24 protein-coding genes are annotated in these 20688 nt (G+C 40.0%); 17 read left to right on the top strand and 7 right to left on the bottom strand.

Annotated features, from left to right (window positions below; genetic code table 11):
• Window positions 1-27 precede the first annotated feature (27 nt).
• Together M998_RS11275 and M998_RS11270 are read left to right on the top strand one after the other, a co-directional pair.
• Window positions 28-909, top strand: coding sequence for a LysR family transcriptional regulator (locus M998_RS11275; RefSeq protein WP_232007524.1), 882 nt, complete (start codon window positions 28-30; stop codon window positions 907-909).
• A gap of 414 nt (window positions 910-1323) precedes the next feature.
• Window positions 1324-1686: a YibL family ribosome-associated protein gene (locus M998_RS11270; protein WP_068438902.1), complete on the top strand. Its 363-nt coding sequence runs from the start codon at window positions 1324-1326 to the stop codon at window positions 1684-1686.
• Between the two features lie 334 nt (window positions 1687-2020).
• Here M998_RS11270 and M998_RS11265 read toward each other — a convergent pair whose 3' ends face one another.
• The 7 genes from M998_RS11265 to M998_RS11235 form a co-directional block, all read right to left on the bottom strand.
• Complete coding sequence (locus tag M998_RS11265; protein WP_068908897.1) at window positions 2021-2857, bottom strand: DUF932 domain-containing protein; 837 nt, start codon at window positions 2855-2857, stop codon at window positions 2021-2023.
• Window positions 2858-2918: 61 nt separating this feature from the next.
• Entirely contained in the window at window positions 2919-3353 is a 435-nt protein-coding gene (locus tag M998_RS11260) for an antirestriction protein (RefSeq protein WP_068908895.1), read from the bottom strand.
• A gap of 89 nt (window positions 3354-3442) precedes the next feature.
• Window positions 3443-3661 (bottom strand): hypothetical protein, encoded by a 219-nt coding sequence (locus M998_RS11255; protein ID WP_068438909.1) that lies wholly within the window; start codon window positions 3659-3661, stop codon window positions 3443-3445.
• A gap of 83 nt (window positions 3662-3744) precedes the next feature.
• Window positions 3745-4830 (bottom strand): hypothetical protein, encoded by a 1086-nt coding sequence (locus tag M998_RS11250; protein WP_068908893.1) that lies wholly within the window; start codon window positions 4828-4830, stop codon window positions 3745-3747.
• A gap of 9 nt (window positions 4831-4839) precedes the next feature.
• Window positions 4840-5517 (bottom strand): helix-turn-helix transcriptional regulator, encoded by a 678-nt coding sequence (locus tag M998_RS11245; RefSeq protein WP_068438913.1) that lies wholly within the window; start codon window positions 5515-5517, stop codon window positions 4840-4842.
• Window positions 5518-5573: 56 nt separating this feature from the next.
• Complete coding sequence (locus tag M998_RS11240) at window positions 5574-6302, bottom strand: DUF3944 domain-containing protein (RefSeq protein ID WP_068908891.1); 729 nt, start codon at window positions 6300-6302, stop codon at window positions 5574-5576.
• A 221-nt stretch (window positions 6303-6523) separates the two neighbouring features.
• Window positions 6524-7444 carry a hypothetical protein gene (locus M998_RS11235; protein ID WP_068438919.1) on the bottom strand — a complete coding sequence of 307 codons (921 nt, stop codon included), beginning with the start codon at window positions 7442-7444 and terminating at the stop codon, window positions 6524-6526.
• Window positions 7445-7964: 520 nt separating this feature from the next.
• Between M998_RS11235 and M998_RS11230 the strand changes: the two genes are divergently transcribed.
• The 15 genes from M998_RS11230 to M998_RS11160 all read left to right on the top strand — a co-directional run bounded on the left by M998_RS11230 (window position 7965) and on the right by M998_RS11160 (window position 20315).
• Window positions 7965-9005, top strand: a complete 1041-nt coding sequence (locus M998_RS11230) for a YagK/YfjJ domain-containing protein (protein WP_068908889.1) — start codon at window positions 7965-7967, stop codon at window positions 9003-9005.
• Window positions 9006-9118: 113 nt separating this feature from the next.
• On the top strand, window positions 9119-9331 hold the full coding sequence (locus M998_RS11225) for a helix-turn-helix transcriptional regulator (protein WP_197467536.1): 213 nt from the start codon (window positions 9119-9121) through the stop codon (window positions 9329-9331).
• A 904-nt stretch (window positions 9332-10235) separates the two neighbouring features.
• Entirely contained in the window at window positions 10236-10784 is a 549-nt protein-coding gene (locus M998_RS11220) for a tyrosine-type DNA invertase (RefSeq protein ID WP_073889934.1), read from the top strand.
• A 409-nt stretch (window positions 10785-11193) separates the two neighbouring features.
• Window positions 11194-11508 (top strand): helix-turn-helix domain-containing protein, encoded by a 315-nt coding sequence (locus tag M998_RS11215; RefSeq protein ID WP_068438922.1) that lies wholly within the window; start codon window positions 11194-11196, stop codon window positions 11506-11508.
• Window positions 11509-11518: 10 nt separating this feature from the next.
• The gene (locus M998_RS11210; protein ID WP_068908887.1) at window positions 11519-11749 is read left to right on the top strand and encodes a helix-turn-helix domain-containing protein; all 231 of its coding nucleotides are present in this window, start codon (window positions 11519-11521) and stop codon (window positions 11747-11749) included.
• Between the two features lie 177 nt (window positions 11750-11926).
• A complete protein-coding gene (locus M998_RS11205; protein ID WP_068438926.1) occupies window positions 11927-12463 on the top strand; it encodes a fimbrial protein in 537 nt (178 codons plus the stop codon).
• A gap of 68 nt (window positions 12464-12531) precedes the next feature.
• Window positions 12532-13068: a fimbrial protein gene (locus M998_RS11200; RefSeq protein WP_068438928.1), complete on the top strand. Its 537-nt coding sequence runs from the start codon at window positions 12532-12534 to the stop codon at window positions 13066-13068.
• 92 nt (window positions 13069-13160) lie between these two features.
• Window positions 13161-15830: an outer membrane usher protein gene (locus M998_RS11195; RefSeq protein ID WP_068438929.1), complete on the top strand. Its 2670-nt coding sequence runs from the start codon at window positions 13161-13163 to the stop codon at window positions 15828-15830.
• Between the two features lie 56 nt (window positions 15831-15886).
• Window positions 15887-16675: a fimbria/pilus periplasmic chaperone gene (locus M998_RS11190; RefSeq protein ID WP_068439047.1), complete on the top strand. Its 789-nt coding sequence runs from the start codon at window positions 15887-15889 to the stop codon at window positions 16673-16675.
• 39 nt (window positions 16676-16714) lie between these two features.
• Window positions 16715-17323 carry a fimbrial protein gene (locus tag M998_RS11185; RefSeq protein ID WP_068908885.1) on the top strand — a complete coding sequence of 203 codons (609 nt, stop codon included), beginning with the start codon at window positions 16715-16717 and terminating at the stop codon, window positions 17321-17323.
• Window positions 17324-17333: 10 nt separating this feature from the next.
• A complete protein-coding gene (locus M998_RS11180; RefSeq protein ID WP_231906687.1) occupies window positions 17334-17870 on the top strand; it encodes a fimbrial protein in 537 nt (178 codons plus the stop codon).
• Between the two features lie 10 nt (window positions 17871-17880).
• The gene (locus tag M998_RS11175; RefSeq protein ID WP_232007523.1) at window positions 17881-18378 is read left to right on the top strand and encodes a fimbrial protein; all 498 of its coding nucleotides are present in this window, start codon (window positions 17881-17883) and stop codon (window positions 18376-18378) included.
• 2 nt (window positions 18379-18380) lie between these two features.
• The gene (locus M998_RS11170) at window positions 18381-18893 is read left to right on the top strand and encodes a fimbrial protein (protein WP_068438936.1); all 513 of its coding nucleotides are present in this window, start codon (window positions 18381-18383) and stop codon (window positions 18891-18893) included.
• Window positions 18894-18911: 18 nt separating this feature from the next.
• Window positions 18912-19442 carry a fimbrial protein gene (locus tag M998_RS11165; protein ID WP_068438937.1) on the top strand — a complete coding sequence of 177 codons (531 nt, stop codon included), beginning with the start codon at window positions 18912-18914 and terminating at the stop codon, window positions 19440-19442.
• A 6-nt stretch (window positions 19443-19448) separates the two neighbouring features.
• Window positions 19449-20315 carry an MrpH family fimbial adhesin gene (locus M998_RS11160; RefSeq protein ID WP_068438939.1) on the top strand — a complete coding sequence of 289 codons (867 nt, stop codon included), beginning with the start codon at window positions 19449-19451 and terminating at the stop codon, window positions 20313-20315.
• Window positions 20316-20688 lie beyond the last annotated feature (373 nt).

The following is a 20688-nucleotide window of genomic DNA, read 5'->3' as shown; positions in this document are numbered from 1 at the left end:
AAAAATTCACTAATGATAAAAAATAAAATGAATGACTTACACGCTTTTCTTATCGTTGCGCAAGAGCAAAGCTTTACAAAAGCGGCTGCAAGACTCGGTGTAACACCCTCTGCCTTAAGTCATACCATCCGGCTTTTAGAAGAACGATTGGGTATTCGGCTGCTTGCAAGAACAACCCGAAATGTCTCCGTGACTGAGGCCGGCGCACAACTGATGAACGCTATCAGTCCGTTATTTGAACAGATTGATACTGAACTTAATGCGTTAAGTGAGCTAAGAGATAATCCGCGCGGAACTATTCGTTTAAGCTGTACAGATGACCAAATTGAAATTTATATCCGACCAATATTGAATGATTTTTTACAAAAATATCCGGATATCACATTAGAAGTATATGTAGATTATGGCTTTACAAATATTGTAGAAGAACGCTTCGATGCGGGAATCCGAATTGGCGATGACATCAACAAAGATATGATAGCGGTACGTATTGGACCAGATTGGCGTTTAATTGCCGTGGCCTCTCCCGTTTATTTTAAACAATACCCTCTCCCCCTAATTCCTACCGACTTAACTGATCATCAATGTATCAATATTCGCCATCGTGCTGCTGGTTCTATTTATGCGTGGGAATTTAAACAAGATGGTCGTATAACAAGCATAAAGGTAGATGGACAATTGGTTTTCAACAGTACACTACACCAGTTAAATGCAGCACTTGATGGTATGGGAATCGCCTATATTCCGGAACATTTAGCAGAACCTTATATTTCCACGGGAAAACTACAATCTGTATTAACCGATTACAGCCCTTACTTTGAAGGCTTTCACCTGTATTACCCAAACCGTCGGCAGTCTTCACCTGCTTTTATGGCTTTTGTAGAGGCGATCAGGTATCGATTACCTTGAGTATATTGGTACGTTACTCTATTTCGATAAACTCACCGCTATGACGAAAGTTATGAGCCATAGAATCAAATTTCTATTATTGAATTGAAATCAATTTCTATGAATGTTTTGATGAGCAAAATTTTTACGCGCAAATAATCTGCAAGTAATGGCATACTGGCACCACTCTCATTTATCCCTATATGTCCATTGATGCCTTCGTTTCTGATTGGATAGAAAAAATATGACATCGCCCCTTACTCGGAATTGGCAGAGTACGCGGGGAAAAAAGGTCATATCCTCTTTATCGATTTATGACAGAAAAATTACCCTTTATAATGATAGTAAATAGCTATCAACCAGCATCCCTTTTTACCCTCTTACGCAGAATGGTGTATACTTGCCGACAAGAAATTTATTCACGGTTAATTAATAATGAAAGAAATCGAAAAAGCACAAATTAAACTTCTTAGCGACCGTTTAGACCTTATTCGTCGCCAGATGGCAAGTATGCAGCTAGCGAACGAAGCGGAAAAGTACGCAGAACTTGAAAAAGAAAAAGCGACGCTGGAAGTTGAAATCGCTCGTCTGAAGGAAACACGTAACAAGAAACTCAGCAAAGAAGCGCAGAAATTGGTGGATATGCCATTCAAACGCCCGATCACTAAAAAAGAGCAAGCTGATATTGGCAAACTGAAAAAAGCCGTACGAGGCATAATAATTGTCCATCCAATGACGGCATTAGGCCGTGAAATGGGACTGGATGATATGACCGGTTTTTCTAAGACCGAGTTCTAGTTAGAAAACCAACCCAATTAAAATCGGTAATGACCCGCTAATACTGGAAGGTTCTTAATACACTTTGTGTTGTTATGAACCGCTAGTTCGTAATCCACCTTCATGGTGAAACTCTCTTTCGCCCGTAAATACACTCATCGCTCACTGATACGCGATCACAGGAGTCGCATATAGATATAAATAATATGATTTAAAAAGAAATTATTAATATGGATAAATAACTAACCCCCAAATGCACCCCCAAGACAAAAATCATACCTAAATTCATAGTCTGATTAAGAGGTTAATGAGTGGGTTGTTAACGAGATAATTATACCCTCTCATGACCCTTCTGTTAAATAGTTTGCCGCCCATTAAAATGCTCGTGCATCTTTTCACTCATCACCCAAAGCGCCTTATTCAATTTAATATCCCCATCAATGCCATTCACTGAACGAGTGCGAGCCCTCTTACCTTTAGCGTTCCGACCCGATAGCCCTCCTTTGATTAAATTCTCCTGCAAACGTTGGTATACTGTCCAAAGATCATCTTTCTTATCTTCCCAGCGACGAGGCTGTAATACTTGTTCTTCAGTAATCGGTTGGTGTTCCTCACCAAAGCGATAGGTCAGAGCCGCTTGTGCCAAGGCTTGTTGTGCTGGTGGTGGCAACAATAATGATTGCATTTGTTCGCGCTTTTCCGCTACCGAATCAAACGTTTCCAATACCTCATAAGCCCCTTCAATTACCTTCCCAACAACATCACCTTTATGTGGCACTCGCACTTCACCAAAGGTATCTCCGCACACTAGACCATTTTGGCAGACTGATCTAAATAACCCCGGTAACATTTGATAACTACTTGAACCATCATGACTATTTAAAAGAATAATTTCAGGCACTTGAATACCTGTGATTTGGTCATGGCGTCGAAGTCTTAACATATGCTTGGTATGCTCTCTACGACTCGTATCACGAACACGTGTCTGACAGGCAAAGAACGGGTAGAAGCCTTCCTTTTGAAGACTATCGAGTAAGGTAATGGTTGGGATGTAAGTGTATCGGTCGCTTCTGGATTCATGTTTCTCTTCTGAAAATACGCTGGGTACAGTACGTAACAACTCTTCAATAGTTAACGGACGGTCACGACGAATGCTATTCGCCGCACTAAAGCGGGAAGCTAAACGAGTCATAATAAATTTCCTTGAAAATAAAGTAGATAGGTAAAACTTAAAGAATGAAGTAAGGGGGTAGTTAATCGATTAGATGGAAAATAGCTGAACTTTCGGGATGTTGAATGGCGTAGTCACGAAGTTGGTAGAAACGCTCAACTAGTAGTTCACTTTCGGTTCTAAATGACCACTGGCTATACAACATCAAGCAGACAGCGACACCTGCCGCTTCTGGGCTCAGTACTGCTTCATTGCCATTGTGTATATTGTGCATATTGTGCATATTGAACAGTGTTAATTTTTCGGGGCTCAAATCCGGATAAATAAACGCACCGCCATTGGGTAAGGTGCAGTATTCCCAATAACCGCCTGCATATTCATCACAAAACTGCCCCATGATGGTAAAGATAACAACTTCAAACGTGGCGAAGCCTTCAACAGTGCCAAAGTGGGTTTGCCAAAAATGCATGCGCTGGTGGTTGGAAACGTGTGTTGCGATGATGGGTTCAAGTATCATAAGAAAGCCCTTTTGTGGATATGACGAAATAAAAAAGGCAGACCAGTTGGCCTGCCGTTATGCTGTTATTACATTGAAATAATTGAGTTTTAGTGGTCGCTAAATAGTCCGTTGAGCAGTCGTTCAATGGCGCCACCTAATAACGAGGTACACGCTAGTGTTGCGCCAAGTCGAGCGGCTTGAATTTCTGCTCCAGAATACTCGCCTTCAAGCGTAAGTTGCTCATTGACCGTCTTCTGGGCGTAGTAGGTGATAGACACTAGTGTCACAACGCTTACTGAGGTCGCGATAAGTTTAAAGATAGACATAAATTCACCTTAATGAATGTGCCTACAGAGTGTAAGCGCAAAAGAGACCGTGAAAAATCCGGTAAATTTTCACGATGAGTCGATTAGTAACGATAGCGAGAAAACTCGGGTTTTGTAATGGATTGTATTTGGTAGAAAAAGAGCGCTTTTGCTAGGTTGTTAATATAATCTTTTGAGTTCATTTTATCTTGATATATCCAAGCTAATGCATCCGTACGGGCTGATTGGCCCATAACCTTGATTATCCACGGCGTGAAGTCTTCTCTTCCTCTTGAGTCTTCGAGACTAAATAGCGCATGAGTTAATACGGGTTTTTCAGGATTAACGAGACTCCAAATAAAGATTTGAGTCAGTGCCCAATCTGACGAGTTTGTCTGAGCTTGTTTTAACTCATGAATATACTTCTCCGTTTCTTGTATCCCAACATTTTGCTGTGCTTTAAATGGGGCCATTACTTCTTCAATCTGTTTCTGACGTTTAACCATGCTTTGTCGTAGCCGGGTTTCTAACTGTGTGAGTTGTTGTTTCGCATTTGACTCTTGATTTAACCACGAAAGCAGAATTTTACTGACGTCATCTGCCTCATAGCGAAAAGCGTCCAGCGGATCTATCAGACTATTCCAGTGTGCGAGTTGTTGTTTTTCTTCTTCAGACGGTTGATAGTTTGGTATAAATTCAAATTCGTAAGCGACAAAATAATTCTGTTTAATATGTTGCCGTAATAATGACCAATCGAACTCTTGCTGGGTGATAGAGGTGACTATATGCAAAACAGAACTTAAGTCAGGTATAGTCACCTGACTTGCTAAGGTAAGAGGTTCAGCATTAGCTAATCGTGATTTTACTCCTTCCATGTTTTTGATTGTATTTTGATACCAGTTAGTTAAATTGCGGTTAATGACGGTTTGTAATACCCCTTCAGCTAACTGACACTTATAGACCACCAAGGGTCTTTCTTGTTCATCCGTTAAGGTTTCCCATGTTGACGAAACACAATCTTTACGGTGATTGAGTACACCGCCGAGGGTGACACTGCGGTCGTAATCATAAATCAATCCTTGAACATGCAAAATATCTTGGGAAACAGCCTTAGAGGGGGTTGATATTGCATCATCACATCCCAGCAATAGTGCGCTGCTGATGCAAACAGTATAAAAAATAGCTTTCATCTTAATACCTTATAATTTAACGAGTGATTGGATATATTGGTAATGGGGCAAAGCTTGAATAAACGCCTCTTCACATAACCGTTGATTAAGGGGTTCACGATAACGAAAGCCCCGCGCAGTCATGACCACATCTTGCAGGGCCATCACATCAAACACGTGAATGTGCTGTGCGATATCGGCGACGAGATACCAATGACCGTGGTAATAAATCAACTTATACGGGGCGACGTTCGTGATGTTTTTTCCTTGGTGGGCAAATTGCAGTAAACGCCGTTTCACAATGGCTTGCGTGAGGACATAAAAGCCCCCGAATAGCGAGGGACGCTGCTCTGGTGGCGTATGGTAGACAATAAATGGTGAATCAATCGTCGGGTCGAGCAAAACCGTCAGCAGCTTCCTGTCTAAGGCGGGAAACAGTGAGGTGACATGCGTAATGGCCGCAAAGCGCAGTATGTCCTTATCGGTACGAAAGGGGCGCTGTGACGCCGCTAATCGATAACCACCTTGGTGATATTCCAAATCCAGATACTGAAGGCGCTCATTAAAATCACGCCGTAGGGTGCGAGTTGAAACATTGAGCTCCTCTGAAAGTGCTGATAAATAAACAGTTTCTCCTCGAAATAATTGACTGATAATAAACGCCAACCGAGACGCAAGCCGGTCATGGCGAGACGCAGATGTCGACATGATGTTGTCCTTATTAAAATAGCTCCGGCAAGCGGATAGAGTGGGAGTGGTGAACCTTATTGCGATAAGGCTTTTTGTCGTAAGTACGCCACAATGATGCAGGCGGGGACAGTGACACGATAAGCGGGTCCCGCTAAGTCAGCGACAAGCCATGCTGAACTAACAGCAAGACCAAGCGGCCCTGCAATCAAGGAAAGTGCTCGGTGTGCGGCAAAGAGTGTACCGAGGGTGGCTACCCCACCGAGTGCATTAATCACGCCAATGGCTGAGAGTGTGGCCACTTCCAGTGCAGCAATGCCTGAGGTACGGATAGCCGCTTGAACAGCAATCAAAATCAGTTGGGGAGTGGGATTGGTGAGATTAAGTTGCATATCACGAGAGAAGGCTTGTAGCTCTTCTGTCGTCAGCGCATTTAAGCTTTTTTCTAATACTTTCAATAACAGATTTAACTCTAAGGTTTCAGTATTTCCGACCTTCGGATAATTGACGTCGAGGTGGTCACAGACATCTTGTAATATTTCACGATATAACACGCCTTTATTACCTCGAACGAGACTCATCAAGCTGTTGGCCCCAAAGGCTTGTAGCTCCGCCGCAATTGACATCCAGTATTGCTGGTGCTCAGGATGATACAGTTGATATTCAGGCGAGCTGGTTAAGGTTTCAGTCCAGCGCTTTTGTCCATCTTTACTGTCATGGATGAGCACAGACACCAGCAAGTCCAGCTCTTCATTGCTGCATTCACGTAAAAACGCTAAATCGGTATCTAATCGGTAAGTTGTCATCAATGTTATTCTCGAGTTTGAAAAAGAGGACACCACGATAACAACCTCACCGGACAGGTTATGTCCGGCTATTTGACTTTTTTTTGGTATAAAAAGGAGAGAAAATGACAGGGTGTGTCACGAACTTAATCTAACTTGTTGATATATAAATTAAATAGTCAGACTCATTATCCCTAAAATAATATATATATGAAAAAATACTGAATCATGATGATTTTAATTTATTCATCTTCTTTTTCAATTAGATATGTCAAATACTCGTTAATTTTCATTCGGTGACGTTTAGCTAGCCTCGATAACTTATCTTTCACACCTTTATCTAAATACGTGTTCAACACTTTCTTTTCTACAATTTGATTTCGATAGTTTTCTTGTGACCACGCTTTTTTCATTTTAATCATCAATAGCTCTTTTGAGTCTGGTGATATATCTAAGCTAACATCAAAATACCCCATTAACTGCACTCGTTCACTTGCAAATGTATAAGCTTCTGAACGAGGGAATCGAGAAAATAAACGTGACCTTGCAATATAATTTTTTGCCCATTTCATTTGGATTGCATTACCTTCATCAAGCCATGACAAGTAGTTTGCATCCTTAATTGACATCCATTCCTGTTTCAAATACGCAAGAACTTCAATTTTCTTTTCCATTGAAGAATCCAGTAAATCAAAAAAACACATAATATTATTTAATGCATCCTTTGCATTATTAGGCGCTTGAGGTAAGCCTTGCTTGCGATACTCGTACTCATCCAATGGAGTTGGGTAATCGACACGTTCATATGCAGATGATTGATGAATGCCTCGATATAGATGGTTACTAATAGCAAAAATCTTTTTGTTCGTTAAATAATGATTGATGTAATAGAGAATAAAAAATGTACATCGCTGATTGGATTTAATCCAATCAAATTCTTCATTTTGTATAACTTTACAACTAAATGCATCCCTCGCCTCACGAATGAACCGCATACGCTCTGCCGTATCTTCCAGCTTATTTTTTATGGCTTGATTAAGCTCTTTTTCACTTTGTAGACGAGTCTTCATCAATGGAAGGTTTAACATTTTTGAAATGTAAGAACTATAAAAATACCGTTCTCTGTCATTACTTACTTTTAAATATTTATCCTGCTTAGACATAAATTCTCCCATAAGAACTACGTAGTAATAGTGTAGTTTATTTTGTCTTTAATTAGTCTCTATTATGTCACAATTTACGTTGTTTTTATGTCATACTTTGTGTTGTATATACGTATAGATGATTTAATTATAAATAATTACTTTCAATAAGTTGAAATAAAAAGTACTAACTTAAAGCATCTGTAATGAGTTTAAAATCAAAAAATAACCTGATAATTTCAAGCATGACCATCTAATAAGCAAGGGTGTTCGAGTTCAGCCTCTAGGATTGTTTATTATTAGTAAGTTAATCGAGATACCTCTTGTTTATCTTGAACAGTTCATCTCTATGCTGACGACAGAAGGATGATAACTAGTAAAGTCTCGCTTAATATCACTCAAAGGATATTAAGCATAAATAATGTAACTCCCTACTGATTTAGGTAAAAACTAGCGTTCTTTATATTGCGGCCGGTAGAAAAATTAAAAAAAAATTCCTCGCCTGATGATACGAACTTTTACTCGATCACAGGTAACCAAAATGACCCATCATGCACTTCACCTAAATCAAGTTGCTCTCTCAACCACTTTTGAAAATGACCGTTTAACACTCACTCAGGATCACGCAATGCGTGAGTTGGTTTCTTTACTCATGGGCAATATTAATCGCCTCTCAAAGCGATTAAATCATCAGTCAGATTTATATAAGGGTATTCCCTTATCCCCAGATAACCCACGTTTGAAACTGATCTCTGAGTCCCCCAAAGGTGAGCTATTTTTAGACACACTCAAGTTCACGGCTTACATTCAATCAATGAAAACATCTCGAATACAGCACTTACATCCCACCCTAGTACTGTTGCTTTCTCTGGTTAAAAAATACCGTCTAAGCAAGGCACTCATAGACGGTGATAAATACTCGATGGTGGATGCCCCTGAACACGTTCAGTGGCTTAACGAGGCCTTCCGTGAGTTCCAAAGCACGTTAAAGAGCCCGGACTACAAAAAGCAAGTCCGTCACTTTGAACAAGGCGCTCAGAAGAATTACAGACGGGCTAAAAAGTACATTGACTCGTTGTATGAATGCTATTCCAAACTGCTGGTTGTACGAATCGACTTATCTTATCGAAGTGGGGTTAACTACAAAGTCAAAGCTCACCACCTCCGTCAGCACCGTCAAGCCCTGTACAAAGCCATTAATAGCCACCCACTCTTTTCATGGTGCATCGGGTATATCTTGAAATTGGAATTCGGTATGGAAAAAGGATTTCATTACCACGCCTTGTTTTTCTTTGATGGACAAAAAGTGAGGCAAGACATCACGCTGGGTAAATGGATTGGTGAACTCTGGCAAGAGCGTATTACAGACTGGGCTGGCTTGTATTTTAACTGCAATTACCAAAAAGAAAAATATCGTGAACTGGGGATTGGGTTATTACCCCGAGGTAATGCTTATCTGAAGAAAGGGTTGCTCAATGCGGTCAGGTATTTATGCAAAACCGATGCATGGGTTCGTCTGGTCGTGCCGGAATTCAAACGTACCTTTTGGCGAGGAGAAATCAAGCCCAGAAAACGTCGGTAGTTAACAGCCAAGTTATTTTTTACACGTCCGGTTAATGATGTGGAGTGATATCTACATCAACCTTTTCGATATCGCTCCTGCTTTTTACCCACGTTAAAAACAGGAGTTTTACCATGAGTATATTAACTGAAGATGTTGCATTACTTGATGACCAATTCATTGACATGAAGTTTATCACAGCACTAACAGGGTTAACGGATAAGTGGTTCTATAAGCTCATTCAAGAGGGTGAGTTCCCAAAACCCATCAAGTTTGGTCGTATGTCACGCTGGTTAAAGAGCGAAATCGTACAATGGCTACAAGCACGCATTGATGAGTCAAGATAACCTCATATCCTCAGACACTACCGGTTAGCTACCGCTCATTTTTCTCACTCCATCCTTGGCTCTCCACTCCTCCTAAACCGCACCTAACACCATTGAGTATGCTTTAAAAGATTCGTATATACTTATATGCTTCTATTCAAACGAGAGTGAGAGCTTTTGTGGCATCTGCATCTAAAGCCATTTATTACGATGAATAAGATATTGGTGAGTCAAGAAATTCGCTATTCCTTACTTCAAAAAAATCTTCACTTTATAATCACTTACATCCATTTATTTAATAAGGCAAGCTAGCCACCAGAGCTTCTCGTATGTCTATATCACTTAGTGTATAGAATAAACTTCCTGATCCTTTATCGCAGGAAGTTGATATCAACATTCGCGTCCGCGTTGATTCCTCCTATTACATTACCACCCAAGGCAAAAAACCGTACACCCCAACAAGTATATTCACTTAAAATAATTGCTCTTCACTAAGCAAGTTAATTAGCTTATCTCATCAATTTAGTTATTCAGAAATAGGGTATAAGTTGATATGGTTATGTCGGTATAACTTAGTACTAGAACTTCCACTATATAATTACAATAAAATTCTTAAGCTAAAATTAAAAAAAAACCATAAACTAGTTAATTGATTAACAAGGAAAAATCAAAAAATAACAGCTTTTATAAATTAGTTTGCATTATTTTTTGAGTAGCTTTTTCCCTCACATCCATAAACAAACTAACAATAACTTTACAGATATAAATTTTAGTTAATTACGCTTTAATTGCAGAGTTAGTAGATAGCAAATGAATTTTTATTCCACTCATAGAATAAAATCATTATATTTATCTAAAAAATTAATGTGTTAGGTTGAGTAATTTAGATATGATTGGCTTTTTCTGACTAAAATTGGAAACGCTCATGTCCACTCGTAAGTATTTAACCCACCAAGAAATATCTCGACTTTTAGCTGCTTGCCGTTTGTCTCGACACCCCGAACGTAATTCTTGCTTAATATATATGAGCTTTATACATGGCTTGAGGGCAAGCGAAGCCTTATCGCTAAAACTATCTGATCTTAACTTAGAAAGTAAAGAGCTATATGTACATCGCTTAAAGAATGGTTTTTCAGTGAATCATCCACTGATTGATGAAGAAATCCCGCTTATTAAAGCTTGGTTAAATGTAAGGCGTACATGGAAAGGAGAAGAAAATCAGTGGCTATTTTTATCCGAAAGAGGTACAGCCATGACTCGACAGCGCTTTTATCAACTATTTTCACGACTCGGCGAGTTAGCTAAACTGACTTTAGGTATTCATCCTCATATGTTAAGGCATGCGTGCGGTTATGCATTAGCGGATAAAGGTGCAGATACGCGTTTAATTCAGGATTATTTGGGGCATACGAATATACAACACACTGTACGATATACGGCAAGTAATCCAGCAAGATTCCGAGGGGTATGGTGAACAAAAACTGACTAAAAGAGTTGTCAAAATGCACCAAATTGACAAGCGTAATGAATTAGGTGCATCTTAAGTTAAATGAAAATACTCGTCAAATACGTAGCGTGTAAATAACGCTATGTATGTATTACTAAAATCAAGCGAGCTCCATTATTAAAAATCATTGAATTTATTAATTTTTTCACTTTTTAAAACCCCTCATAACACTCCGATCTTACACACTGTAATGTTTTGAAATACTTACATTGAATTATTTGACTGTTTATTTATTAAATAAAGAATTAAATTAAAAATAATAATCAATATTGAATATATTATTCTAGATACGCATTACTGTTGTCAATTTGGTGCATTTTGACAATAGTTAAACAACCGTTAATAGGTGACTTATTTATTTCGCGGAGAGAATTTTATGCAATCTAACTTATCTCCTAAGGAAATTGTTGGGAGCAATATACTTAGAACCCGTCGAGCAAAAGGATTAAGTGGTTCTGATCTAGCTGATTTACTTTTATGCTCACAACAACATGTGTCACGTATTGAGCGTGGAGTTATTCGGCTGCATTTAGAACAAATTCAGCAAATTGCTAGCTCGCTTGATGTCGATATTAATTATTTATTAGATGGCGTTGGATTTCAAAATAGCTCAATAAATTATATCCATAATATGGAGTGTTATTTTAAATCTGAAGGGTTACTTTCCCTATCTAGTCAATATCTAAAATAGGATTGACATTATGTTTAAAATTACAAAAACACAAAAACTTAATATTATTGTTGGAAAAAAAATAAAAAAATATAGAAAAGAGATGAAATTAACCACCGAGGAATTAGGGCGATATATTGGTGTAAGCCAGCAACAAATTTCTCGTTATGAATTAGGAACAAACCATATAAATATTGATTTTCTGGCTCAGTTTTCAGAGTTATTTAAGGTACCGATTCAAGTTTTTTTAACAGACGACTAAATATATTTTTTGATTTTTTACTATTAATTAATAATTCGATTTATTTTTTAGGATTTGATTTTTTAATCAAGTCCTCGGGCTTTGCTTTTTCCAGTTCATTGCAAATAGAGTGTCTGCAATGAACAATGAAAACTGACACTCATAATTTATTTAACAAAAACATAGGACTTTATATTCATGAAAATGAAATCTATTGCAATGGCAACTTTTATGGCTCTAGGATTAGCTTCTGCAGCAAATGCTGCTGATCAAGGCCACGGTAAAGTAACGTTTAAAGGCGCTATTATCGATGCTCCATGCTCAATCTCTCCTAAATCAAGCGACCAAACTGTTGAATTAGGCCAAATTTCTAACATGGCATTAGTTGATGGTGGTAAATCAACTCCGCGTCCATTTGAAATCGCTTTAGAAAACTGTGATATCACTAAACTGACTAAAGGCGTTCAATTAACCTTTAGTGGTGCAGCTGCATCTTTCGACAATACAAATAAAACATTAGGTATTGTTGGTACTGGTGCTGGTGCTGGTGTTCAGATCACTAATGGTAGCGGTAATGTTGTGACTTTAGGAACAGCTGCACCATTCCAACAAATTCAAAATGGTAATAACACCCTGAATTTCGCAGCTTACTTAAAAGGTAATGGTGGCGATATCAGTACGATCACTGCCGGTGACTTTAGCTCAGTAGCGGATTTCACTCTATCTTACGAGTAATTCATCCTGAGCCAACAAAATTCATTTGTTGGCTCATTTCGACTGAATTGAGTGTAAGAGAGGAAGCAATGAATAATTCGATAACCTTTGGAATGTTTTCATTGATCTTAAGTTTAAGCCTGTTAACCGCGGCATCAACTGCAAAGGCTCAAGGCTCAGTGAATATGAATGGAAGCATTATTGAAACAGCATGTGCTATTGATGTCGGCAGCCGTGATCAAACTATTGATATGGGAAGTATTGCACTGACTCAAATTCGCCGTGATGGGCAAGGACCTGCTCGCCCTTTTGTTATCCGATTAGTGAATTGTGTTCTTGAACGCCAAAATCCTGATAAGCCGAATTGGCAATACTTTCGTATAACATTTGAGGGCTCCCATGATAGGGGGTTATTTGGTGTTAACGGACAAGCTCAAGGTGTTGGATTGCAAATTCAACGTGAGGGGGATGGTGAAATTGCCATACCAGGCCAAGGAATGTCCGTAAATTTACTGACGGCAGGAACAAAAGATCTCACCTATCGGCTGCGATTGGTGGCAAATAATCGCCCATTAGTATCAGGTCAATACCACAGTCAATTACGTTTCAAACTGGATTATGAATAGTCGGTTCCTCTCATCAATGAAGATCGCCTTTAACAGGTGAGCTTCACGAGCGAAGTGACATTACGGATAAAAGAACGCAAAAGAAGGTCGAGATGATGACCCTGAATTTCATTCACACGCCTGTGTTACGGATAACTCGGCCTTGCAGATTAGGGCTTTTAGTCGCATTGGCTATTAGCTTTGGTGGTCACGCATCCGATATTAAATTTAATATGGATATGCTAGACGTCAATGATCGTAGCAATATTGATTTAAGCCAATTTTCGCGCCCAGGTTACCTCATGCCTGGTGAATACAGTTTTACGGTTTTCTTAAACAAACAAAGCATGCCGGAAGAAACTGTCTTTTATTATGCACCTAAAGATGAATCGGATGATAGCCTCCCTTGCCTGAGTCCCGCTTTAGTTGAAAAGTTCGGTATCAAGCCTGAATTGATGTCAACATTAAAGTGGTGGCACGATGGACAGTGTTTATCTCTTGAAAGTTTACCGGGAACTGAGGTTAAAGCAGATCTTGCGACTTCTGCTATGTATATCAGTCTGCCGCAAGCCTACCTCGAATATACCGCTGAGAATTGGGATCCTCCAGCTCGCTGGGAAGAAGGGTTACCTGGTGCACTGTTTGATTACAACCTCAATGCCCAAGTCGGACAGCAAACTCGTTCAGGACAACAAACCAACTACAGTACCAGCGGTAATGGTGTGGCTGGTGTTAACTTGGGAGCTTGGCGTGTTCGTGCAGACTGGCAAATGCGTATTGATAAGCAACAAGGGCAAAGTACAACTACGTCCTTAGATTGGACTCGCTATTATGTCTACCGAGCCATCAAATCATTAGGCGCAAAACTCACTTTAGGCGAAGATTATTTAACCTCTGATATCTTTGATAGTTTCAGGTTTACAGGGCTTAGCTTGGTTACAGATACCAATATGCTACCGCCTAATCTACGTGGATATGCTCCAGAAATTACTGGGGTAGCAAAAAGCAATGCAACCGTTATCGTGAGCCAACAAGGACGAATTATTTATCAAACTCAAGTCGCTGCGGGTCCATTTCGTATCCAAGACCTGAACGATGCATTAGCTGGGCAAATCGATGTTGAAGTTAAAGAACAAGATGGCTCAACACAGAGCTTTACGGTAAATACTGCAAGTGTTCCGTATTTAACGCGACCTGGACAACTACGCTACAAATTAGCCGCTGGACGCCCAACAAATTGGCGTCACCATGTGAGCGGCGATACGTTTGCAAGCGGTGAATTCTCTTGGGGAGTTAACAACGGCTGGTCACTCTATGGTGGTGGAATTGGCGCGGAAAACTATGCCTCCGCGGCTATTGGGATTGGTCGCGACTTAATGGTATTTGGCGCGTTATCATTCGATATCACCCATGCTCGAACGCATTTAACTAATTTAAGTGATATTGGAAATAAAACGTACCGCGGTAGTTCATACCGTTTAAGTTACTCAAAGCGTTTTGATACTTATAACAGCCAAGTGACATTTGCGGGATATCGATTCTCTGAGCAAGGCTTTATGAGTATGTCTGAGTATTTGGATGCTCAGGAAACGGGGGCTCGTCAATACAATAGCAAAGAAATGTATACCATTTCTTATAACCAGCAATTTTCAAAGTTAGGGCTTAGTGCATTCATCAACTATTACCATCAAACCTATTGGGATCAGCCGGATAATGACCGTTATAGCATTTCATTAGCGCGTTATTTCGATATTGGTAAATGGAAAAATCTTAGCCTCAACTTGACTGCGTATCGAAATCGTTATCGTGAAAGTAATGATGATGGTGTATATGCCTCGCTCACTGTGCCTTGGGGAGAACAAAGTTCTGTTAGTTACAACAGTAGCTGGGATAAAAATGATAACTCACAGCGTGTGAATTACTACAGCACTATCGATGAAAGAAATAATTACCAACTAAGTACGGGGTGGGCGCGTTCAGGTGCACTCGTGAGTGGATATTACACCCATCAAGGAGATTTAGCACAGCTCAATGCGAATGCAACTTACCAACAAGATCGTTATCGGTCAGCCGGATTCTCTTTGCAAGGTGGCTTCACAGCAACGGAAAAAGGCGCCGTACTACATCGTAGCAGCCAAATTGGTGGTACTCGCATATTTGTTGATACCGATGGTGTACCTAATATCCCATTACGTGGTTATGGATCTATTGTACGTACTAACCGCTTTGGACAGGCAGTTATTAGTGATGTGAATAGCTATTACCGTAATCAGGTTAGCGTTGATTTGAATGCATTGCCAGATGAAGCGCAAGTCTCCCAATCGATAAAGCAAGGCACTTTGACCGAAGGAGCGATTGGCTACCGTCAATTTGATGTTGTCGCTGGAAGCAGTGCAATGGCGTTGTTAAGGCTGTCGGACAATAGCACACCGCCTTTCGGAGCAATCATCTTAAACGGTCGTGGCCAGCAAGTCGGTATGGTTGGTGATGATGGAAATGCCTATCTCACGGGTTTAAACGCAAAAGATACCTTGCAAGTCCGCTGGGATGACCAAGTGCAGTGCGAAATAACACTCCCTGATACCTTGCCAGAAGATGAATATTTGCAGTCAAGCTGGTTATTACCGTGCCACAACCCAGGAACAAAAGCAGCATCGCCAGCAACCATAAAGGCGCAATCAGCCAGTCGTACATTAGACGCAATGCCGAAAGCATCAGAACTCGTTGTGCCTGCTGTTGAAAAAACAGTTCCTAAGAAATCAAGTCGTTGGTTACAAAAATAATAAAAATGATGGTACGCAAAAACGGTGAGCTTTCCTTACCCCTAGAAGATAACAATATGATGAATAACATGATGAAAAATAAAATGATGAATAAAAAAAATGCCCATAGAGCAGCATTTGCATTGGTTGGAGTTGTATTAACTTCAGCAACGCTATCTTCTGCTCAAGCGGCGGTTGCATTAGACAGAACTCGAGCGATTATTACGGGAGATGAAAAATCGATCAGTTTGAATATTAGCAATGAAAATAAACAATTACCTTATCTCGCTCAAGGATGGGTGGAGAATGAAAAAGGTGAAAAAATAAGTGACCCATTTACGGTATTACCACCAGTACAGCGTATTGAGCCTGGTGCAAAAAGCCAAATAAAAATCCAAGCTCTGCCAAGTGCCGCTTCGCTGCCACAAGACAGAGAATCAGTGTATTACTTTAATTTGCGAGAGATCCCACCGAAAAGTGATAAGCCCAATACGCTGCAATTGGCATTACAGACACGTATCAAATTGTTTTATCGACCGAAATCAATTATTCCAACACGTGAGCAAATGGATAATCCGTGGCAGGAAAAAGTGACTCTTACGCGCCAAGGTAACCAGTATACGATTAATAATCCAACTGCATATTACGTTTCTTTTGTCGATGCAGTACCAAGTAAGAATGGACAAACGGTCACCGGTTTTGAGCCAGTAATGGTGGAGCCAAAGAGCAGTAAAGCACTAAACGTCAGTGCAGATGCATTAGGCAATAAACCTGTGCTGACCTATATCAATGATTATGGTGGCCGTCCAACACTGTCGTTTACATGTCAGGGAAATAACTGCCATGTGGTGCCTGAAAAAAAATAGACTGATTTGAAATGCGTGATGAAATAGCAGGAGAATATCATGGCAAACACAAGCAGGATGCTCCGTTATGTGGGCTTAGGAAGTTTAGCGCTGAGTTTATTCAGCAATGTGGCAGCGGGAACAGCCCTAAATAAAGTTGATAGCTGGGATGTAGACGGTTCACGTGGCACGCTATATGTTCATGGAGCCTTGACGGAGAGCGCTTGTCGTTTAGCAATGTCATCAGCATACCAAACGGTTAATTTGGGGACTGTGGGAACAGGGCAGCTTCAGCATATAGGGCAAACAGGTAACCCAGTTGCGATTGAACTACGTTTAGAAGATTGTCTAAGCGGTGAAAGCCGCAGCCGCACTATGCAGGGAAATCTTTTGTGGAGCCAGCAAATGCCAACAATGAAGATTCGCTTTTTGGCTCCCATAGATATTCAAGACCCTAGCTTGGCTGCAGTTATCGGTGTTCAGGGGGTTGGTCTGCAATTAAGTGATGCTACGCGTTCACCAATTAACTTAGGCGAGTACAGCACACCACAGCTGGTTTCACCTGGACAAAATAAATTAACTTACTATGTGACACCAGTACGTACCTCTGCCCAGCTAAATGCTGGGGCTTATCAGGCGTTAATTAGATTTCAGGTAAGTTATGAATAGGAGCATGGATATGAGAGGAGCTTATTTTCTTACAATATGCTTTAAAACGCTTGTTCTAGCTGGGGTAATCCTCTTTGGCACTATGATTTTACTAAGCTTTTCTCACAAAGCTATCGCTGCTAATTTAACCACTAATATCCAAATTCGTGTGACGGTATATGGTGAGCCGGAATGTACTCTTGGCGGTGCAACAACGACTTCTGTAGATTTTGGCGATATACATCAGGCAAAAATTGATGGCACTTATGGTCGCTCGCCTATCAATTACAATTTGATATGTAATGGCTTATATAAGAATGCATTAAAGATGACGCTGAGATGGACTGATAGAAAAATCAATGGCGAATCATCAGTAACGACGAATCTTGCCAATTTAGGTATCGCTATTTACCGTGATGGGACTCGGTTGAGTAATGGTGCAACACTCAATTTTAATTATGGGAATTCCCCTGCTTTATATGCCGTCCCCGTTAAACCTACAGGGGTAAATTTAACATCAGGTGGTGATTTTACTGGCAATCTTACGATGGTATTGGATTACCAATAGGATGATATCAATGAAATTATTCCGTTATTTTCTCTCGGTCTGCATGATGCTTTGCCTGTTTAGCCAAAGCCAAGGATCAACACTTGGTATCCAACTAAAAGGTCGATTATTGGTGACACCGCCCGAGTGTATTTTGAATAACAACCAACAAGAAACTATACATTTTGGCGATATATTGCTCCCACGTATCGATGGAGTTCAATACAAGCGTACTGTACCGATGAGACTCAGCTGCACAAACCTAGTGAAAAACGCTATAAAGCTCACGCTTGTCGGTGATGGAACATCATTTAATAGCAATGGCGCATTGAAAACGAGTAACCCAAAACTAGGGCTTTCTTTTTATGTGAACAATGCTAAGCAAGTTATTAACCAGCCTTTCAATGTGTTATATACAGCGCTGCCAACCTTAGAAGTTGCTCCGATAAAAAATAGTGACGCCAATTTTACGAATACTGATGGCGGATTTTTTACAGCACTGGCAACACTGAAAATTGAGTATCAGTGAGAATGATTATGTGGAATAACAATCAAATTAAGCATTGGATGGCAGGATTTATAATGGTGATGTCCATATCTTCAGCGCAGGCAAATTGGGCATTTGATGGCACGTTAATTATTCCTCCTGTATGCCAATTAAGCCATGACGACCCTATCAAAGTTTCATTTGGTAAAGTTGGTGTACGAAAAGTCAATGGTACCGCTTTCAAGCAACCTATTCCCTTTCAACTAGATTGTGTTGGCGATATGACTCAACCGTGGGATATCAGCTTAATATTCGGAGGAACACCTGCAGGGAATGGATTTGATAATGCGACATTAAGAACGGTGACACCGTTGAATAATGGCAAATTAGGAATTCAAATTCAGAAGAATGGACAGCCCCAACCATTGAATGAAGCTTTTTTGATTAATGCAGCTTCTCTGCCATCCCTTTCAGCGGTTCCGGTTATGCGTTCGGGAAGCGAACTCGTTGGGGATAATTTTACTGCATCAGGCACGTTAACCATTATTTTTGAATAGGAGGCAGCTGTCATCACTATGAATATTAAACGTAATATGAGCTTTGCCTTTGGCTTATGGTTTTTGGGTACCACCATGGCTTTTTCTGCAAATGTGGAATTTGATGGCACGTTGATTGAGGATGCTTGTGATGTTTATCCCGGCGACGAATCTATTGAATTAGATTTCGGCACAATAGTTGATAAATACCTGTATCTGAATACTCAAACAAATAGCCAACCTTTTACCATTCGATTAATTAATTGTGATTTAGCATTAGGTCATGAAGTAAAAGTCACATTTATTGGCACAGAAAGTTCGACTTTGCCTGGTTTACTAGCGCTAGATGCAGGAAGTCAAGCATCCGGAGTGGCAGTTGGTATTGAAAGTATTTCTGGCGCAGCTATCAAAATTAATAGTGGTAGTTATACCCAAGGATTGTATGCCGGAAATAATAATGACCTAAGATTTCAAGCGTATGTAAGGGCCGAGCCAATCCCATTGCAAAATAAATCAATTGTGCTCGGTACATGGGCTGCGAGCGCCACGTTCAAATTAGATTATGAGTAAACCATTATGTCTGCTAAAAAAACAAAAATACATGGGATATTAAATACAGACCGTTTGAGTATTTTATTATTAATCATCGCACTAACGTCTCTATTTCCATCTCGTCCTGCCAATGCTATCGCATATGTAATGCCTGTGAGCATGACCTCTGGAGCCTGGCCCCGTGTTGAGATGGACATTCTCTCTTGGAGTGAAGCAAGTGGCGTTACTAACCCTTGTTATGGGTCAACAGAATGTTGGATAGGTCCTGATGTTTTGTATGCATCTGGTGCACCGTCGTTGAGTGGCTCTTGCTTAGATTATGGTAACTGCATTCGAATTAACCAATATAGAACAGCAGAAGAGGTTGCTGCTGCTTTCCGTAGTGCAAAAGGTATCCCTTATCGTGCATCATTTGTCATTGATAGCCCAAATGCAACTTGTATTGGATTATTCTATGTTAACCATAGACCAACTGCGGGTGTTAGGAATGCAATCCAGTGGCCTGGTAGTGTCTGCGGTAAAATTCCACCTACAAATCAAACATGTAGCATTTCTTTACCTTCCTTTGTTGATCACGGGGCAATTAGTAACACAAGCCTAAATGGTAAGACAAATTCAGTTTCTGGCAATATCGCCTGTACACAAGCTACAAATATCAATTTATTTGCTCGTTCAACAACAGGTGAGCGTTATGTATATTTAAATTCGACGCCTAACTTTTATTCAAATCCATTAATTAACAATCAAAGTGGTTGGAATGGTGCCAATATGAATATTTCTGGAAATAATGCGTCTAATCCATTTACATTTACGTCTGAATTACATGCATCCGGAACGGTAACCCCTGGATATTACACTGGTAATGCTGTAGTCATCATTGCATTTAATTAGTTAATCAAAACCTTAAAACACAACCATTCACCAACTTGATATATGAGCAGCGTATTCCACTTAAAATACGCTGTTTTATCGATATTAATAAGCTGTAACCATCTTCATATTGACGAATTTTTATTAATTAGGCATTAAAATTTCAGGCATAATTCTAAATTCGTAGAAAATTTGTGGTGGTTAGTGTCGTAGAAATAAATAATAAAGAAATGTTATCGCACGAAATGGTAATGCTGATATTAAATTCTTCGAATGTGATATGAGACATATCCAAACGAGTCATAGAAGCACTTATCGAGACTCAGTATAGCTTAAATGGCTTGATTAATATCATTGAAGCTAAATGGCTAGAATATCAAAAGAGGAACTAGCA

Source organism: Providencia heimbachae ATCC 35613, assembly GCF_001655055.1.
GTDB classification, from domain to species: Bacteria; Pseudomonadota; Gammaproteobacteria; order Enterobacterales; family Enterobacteriaceae; genus Providencia; species Providencia heimbachae.
The sequence above is the reverse complement of the archived record's forward strand: the minus strand, read 5'-3'. Positions and strand labels throughout refer to the sequence as shown.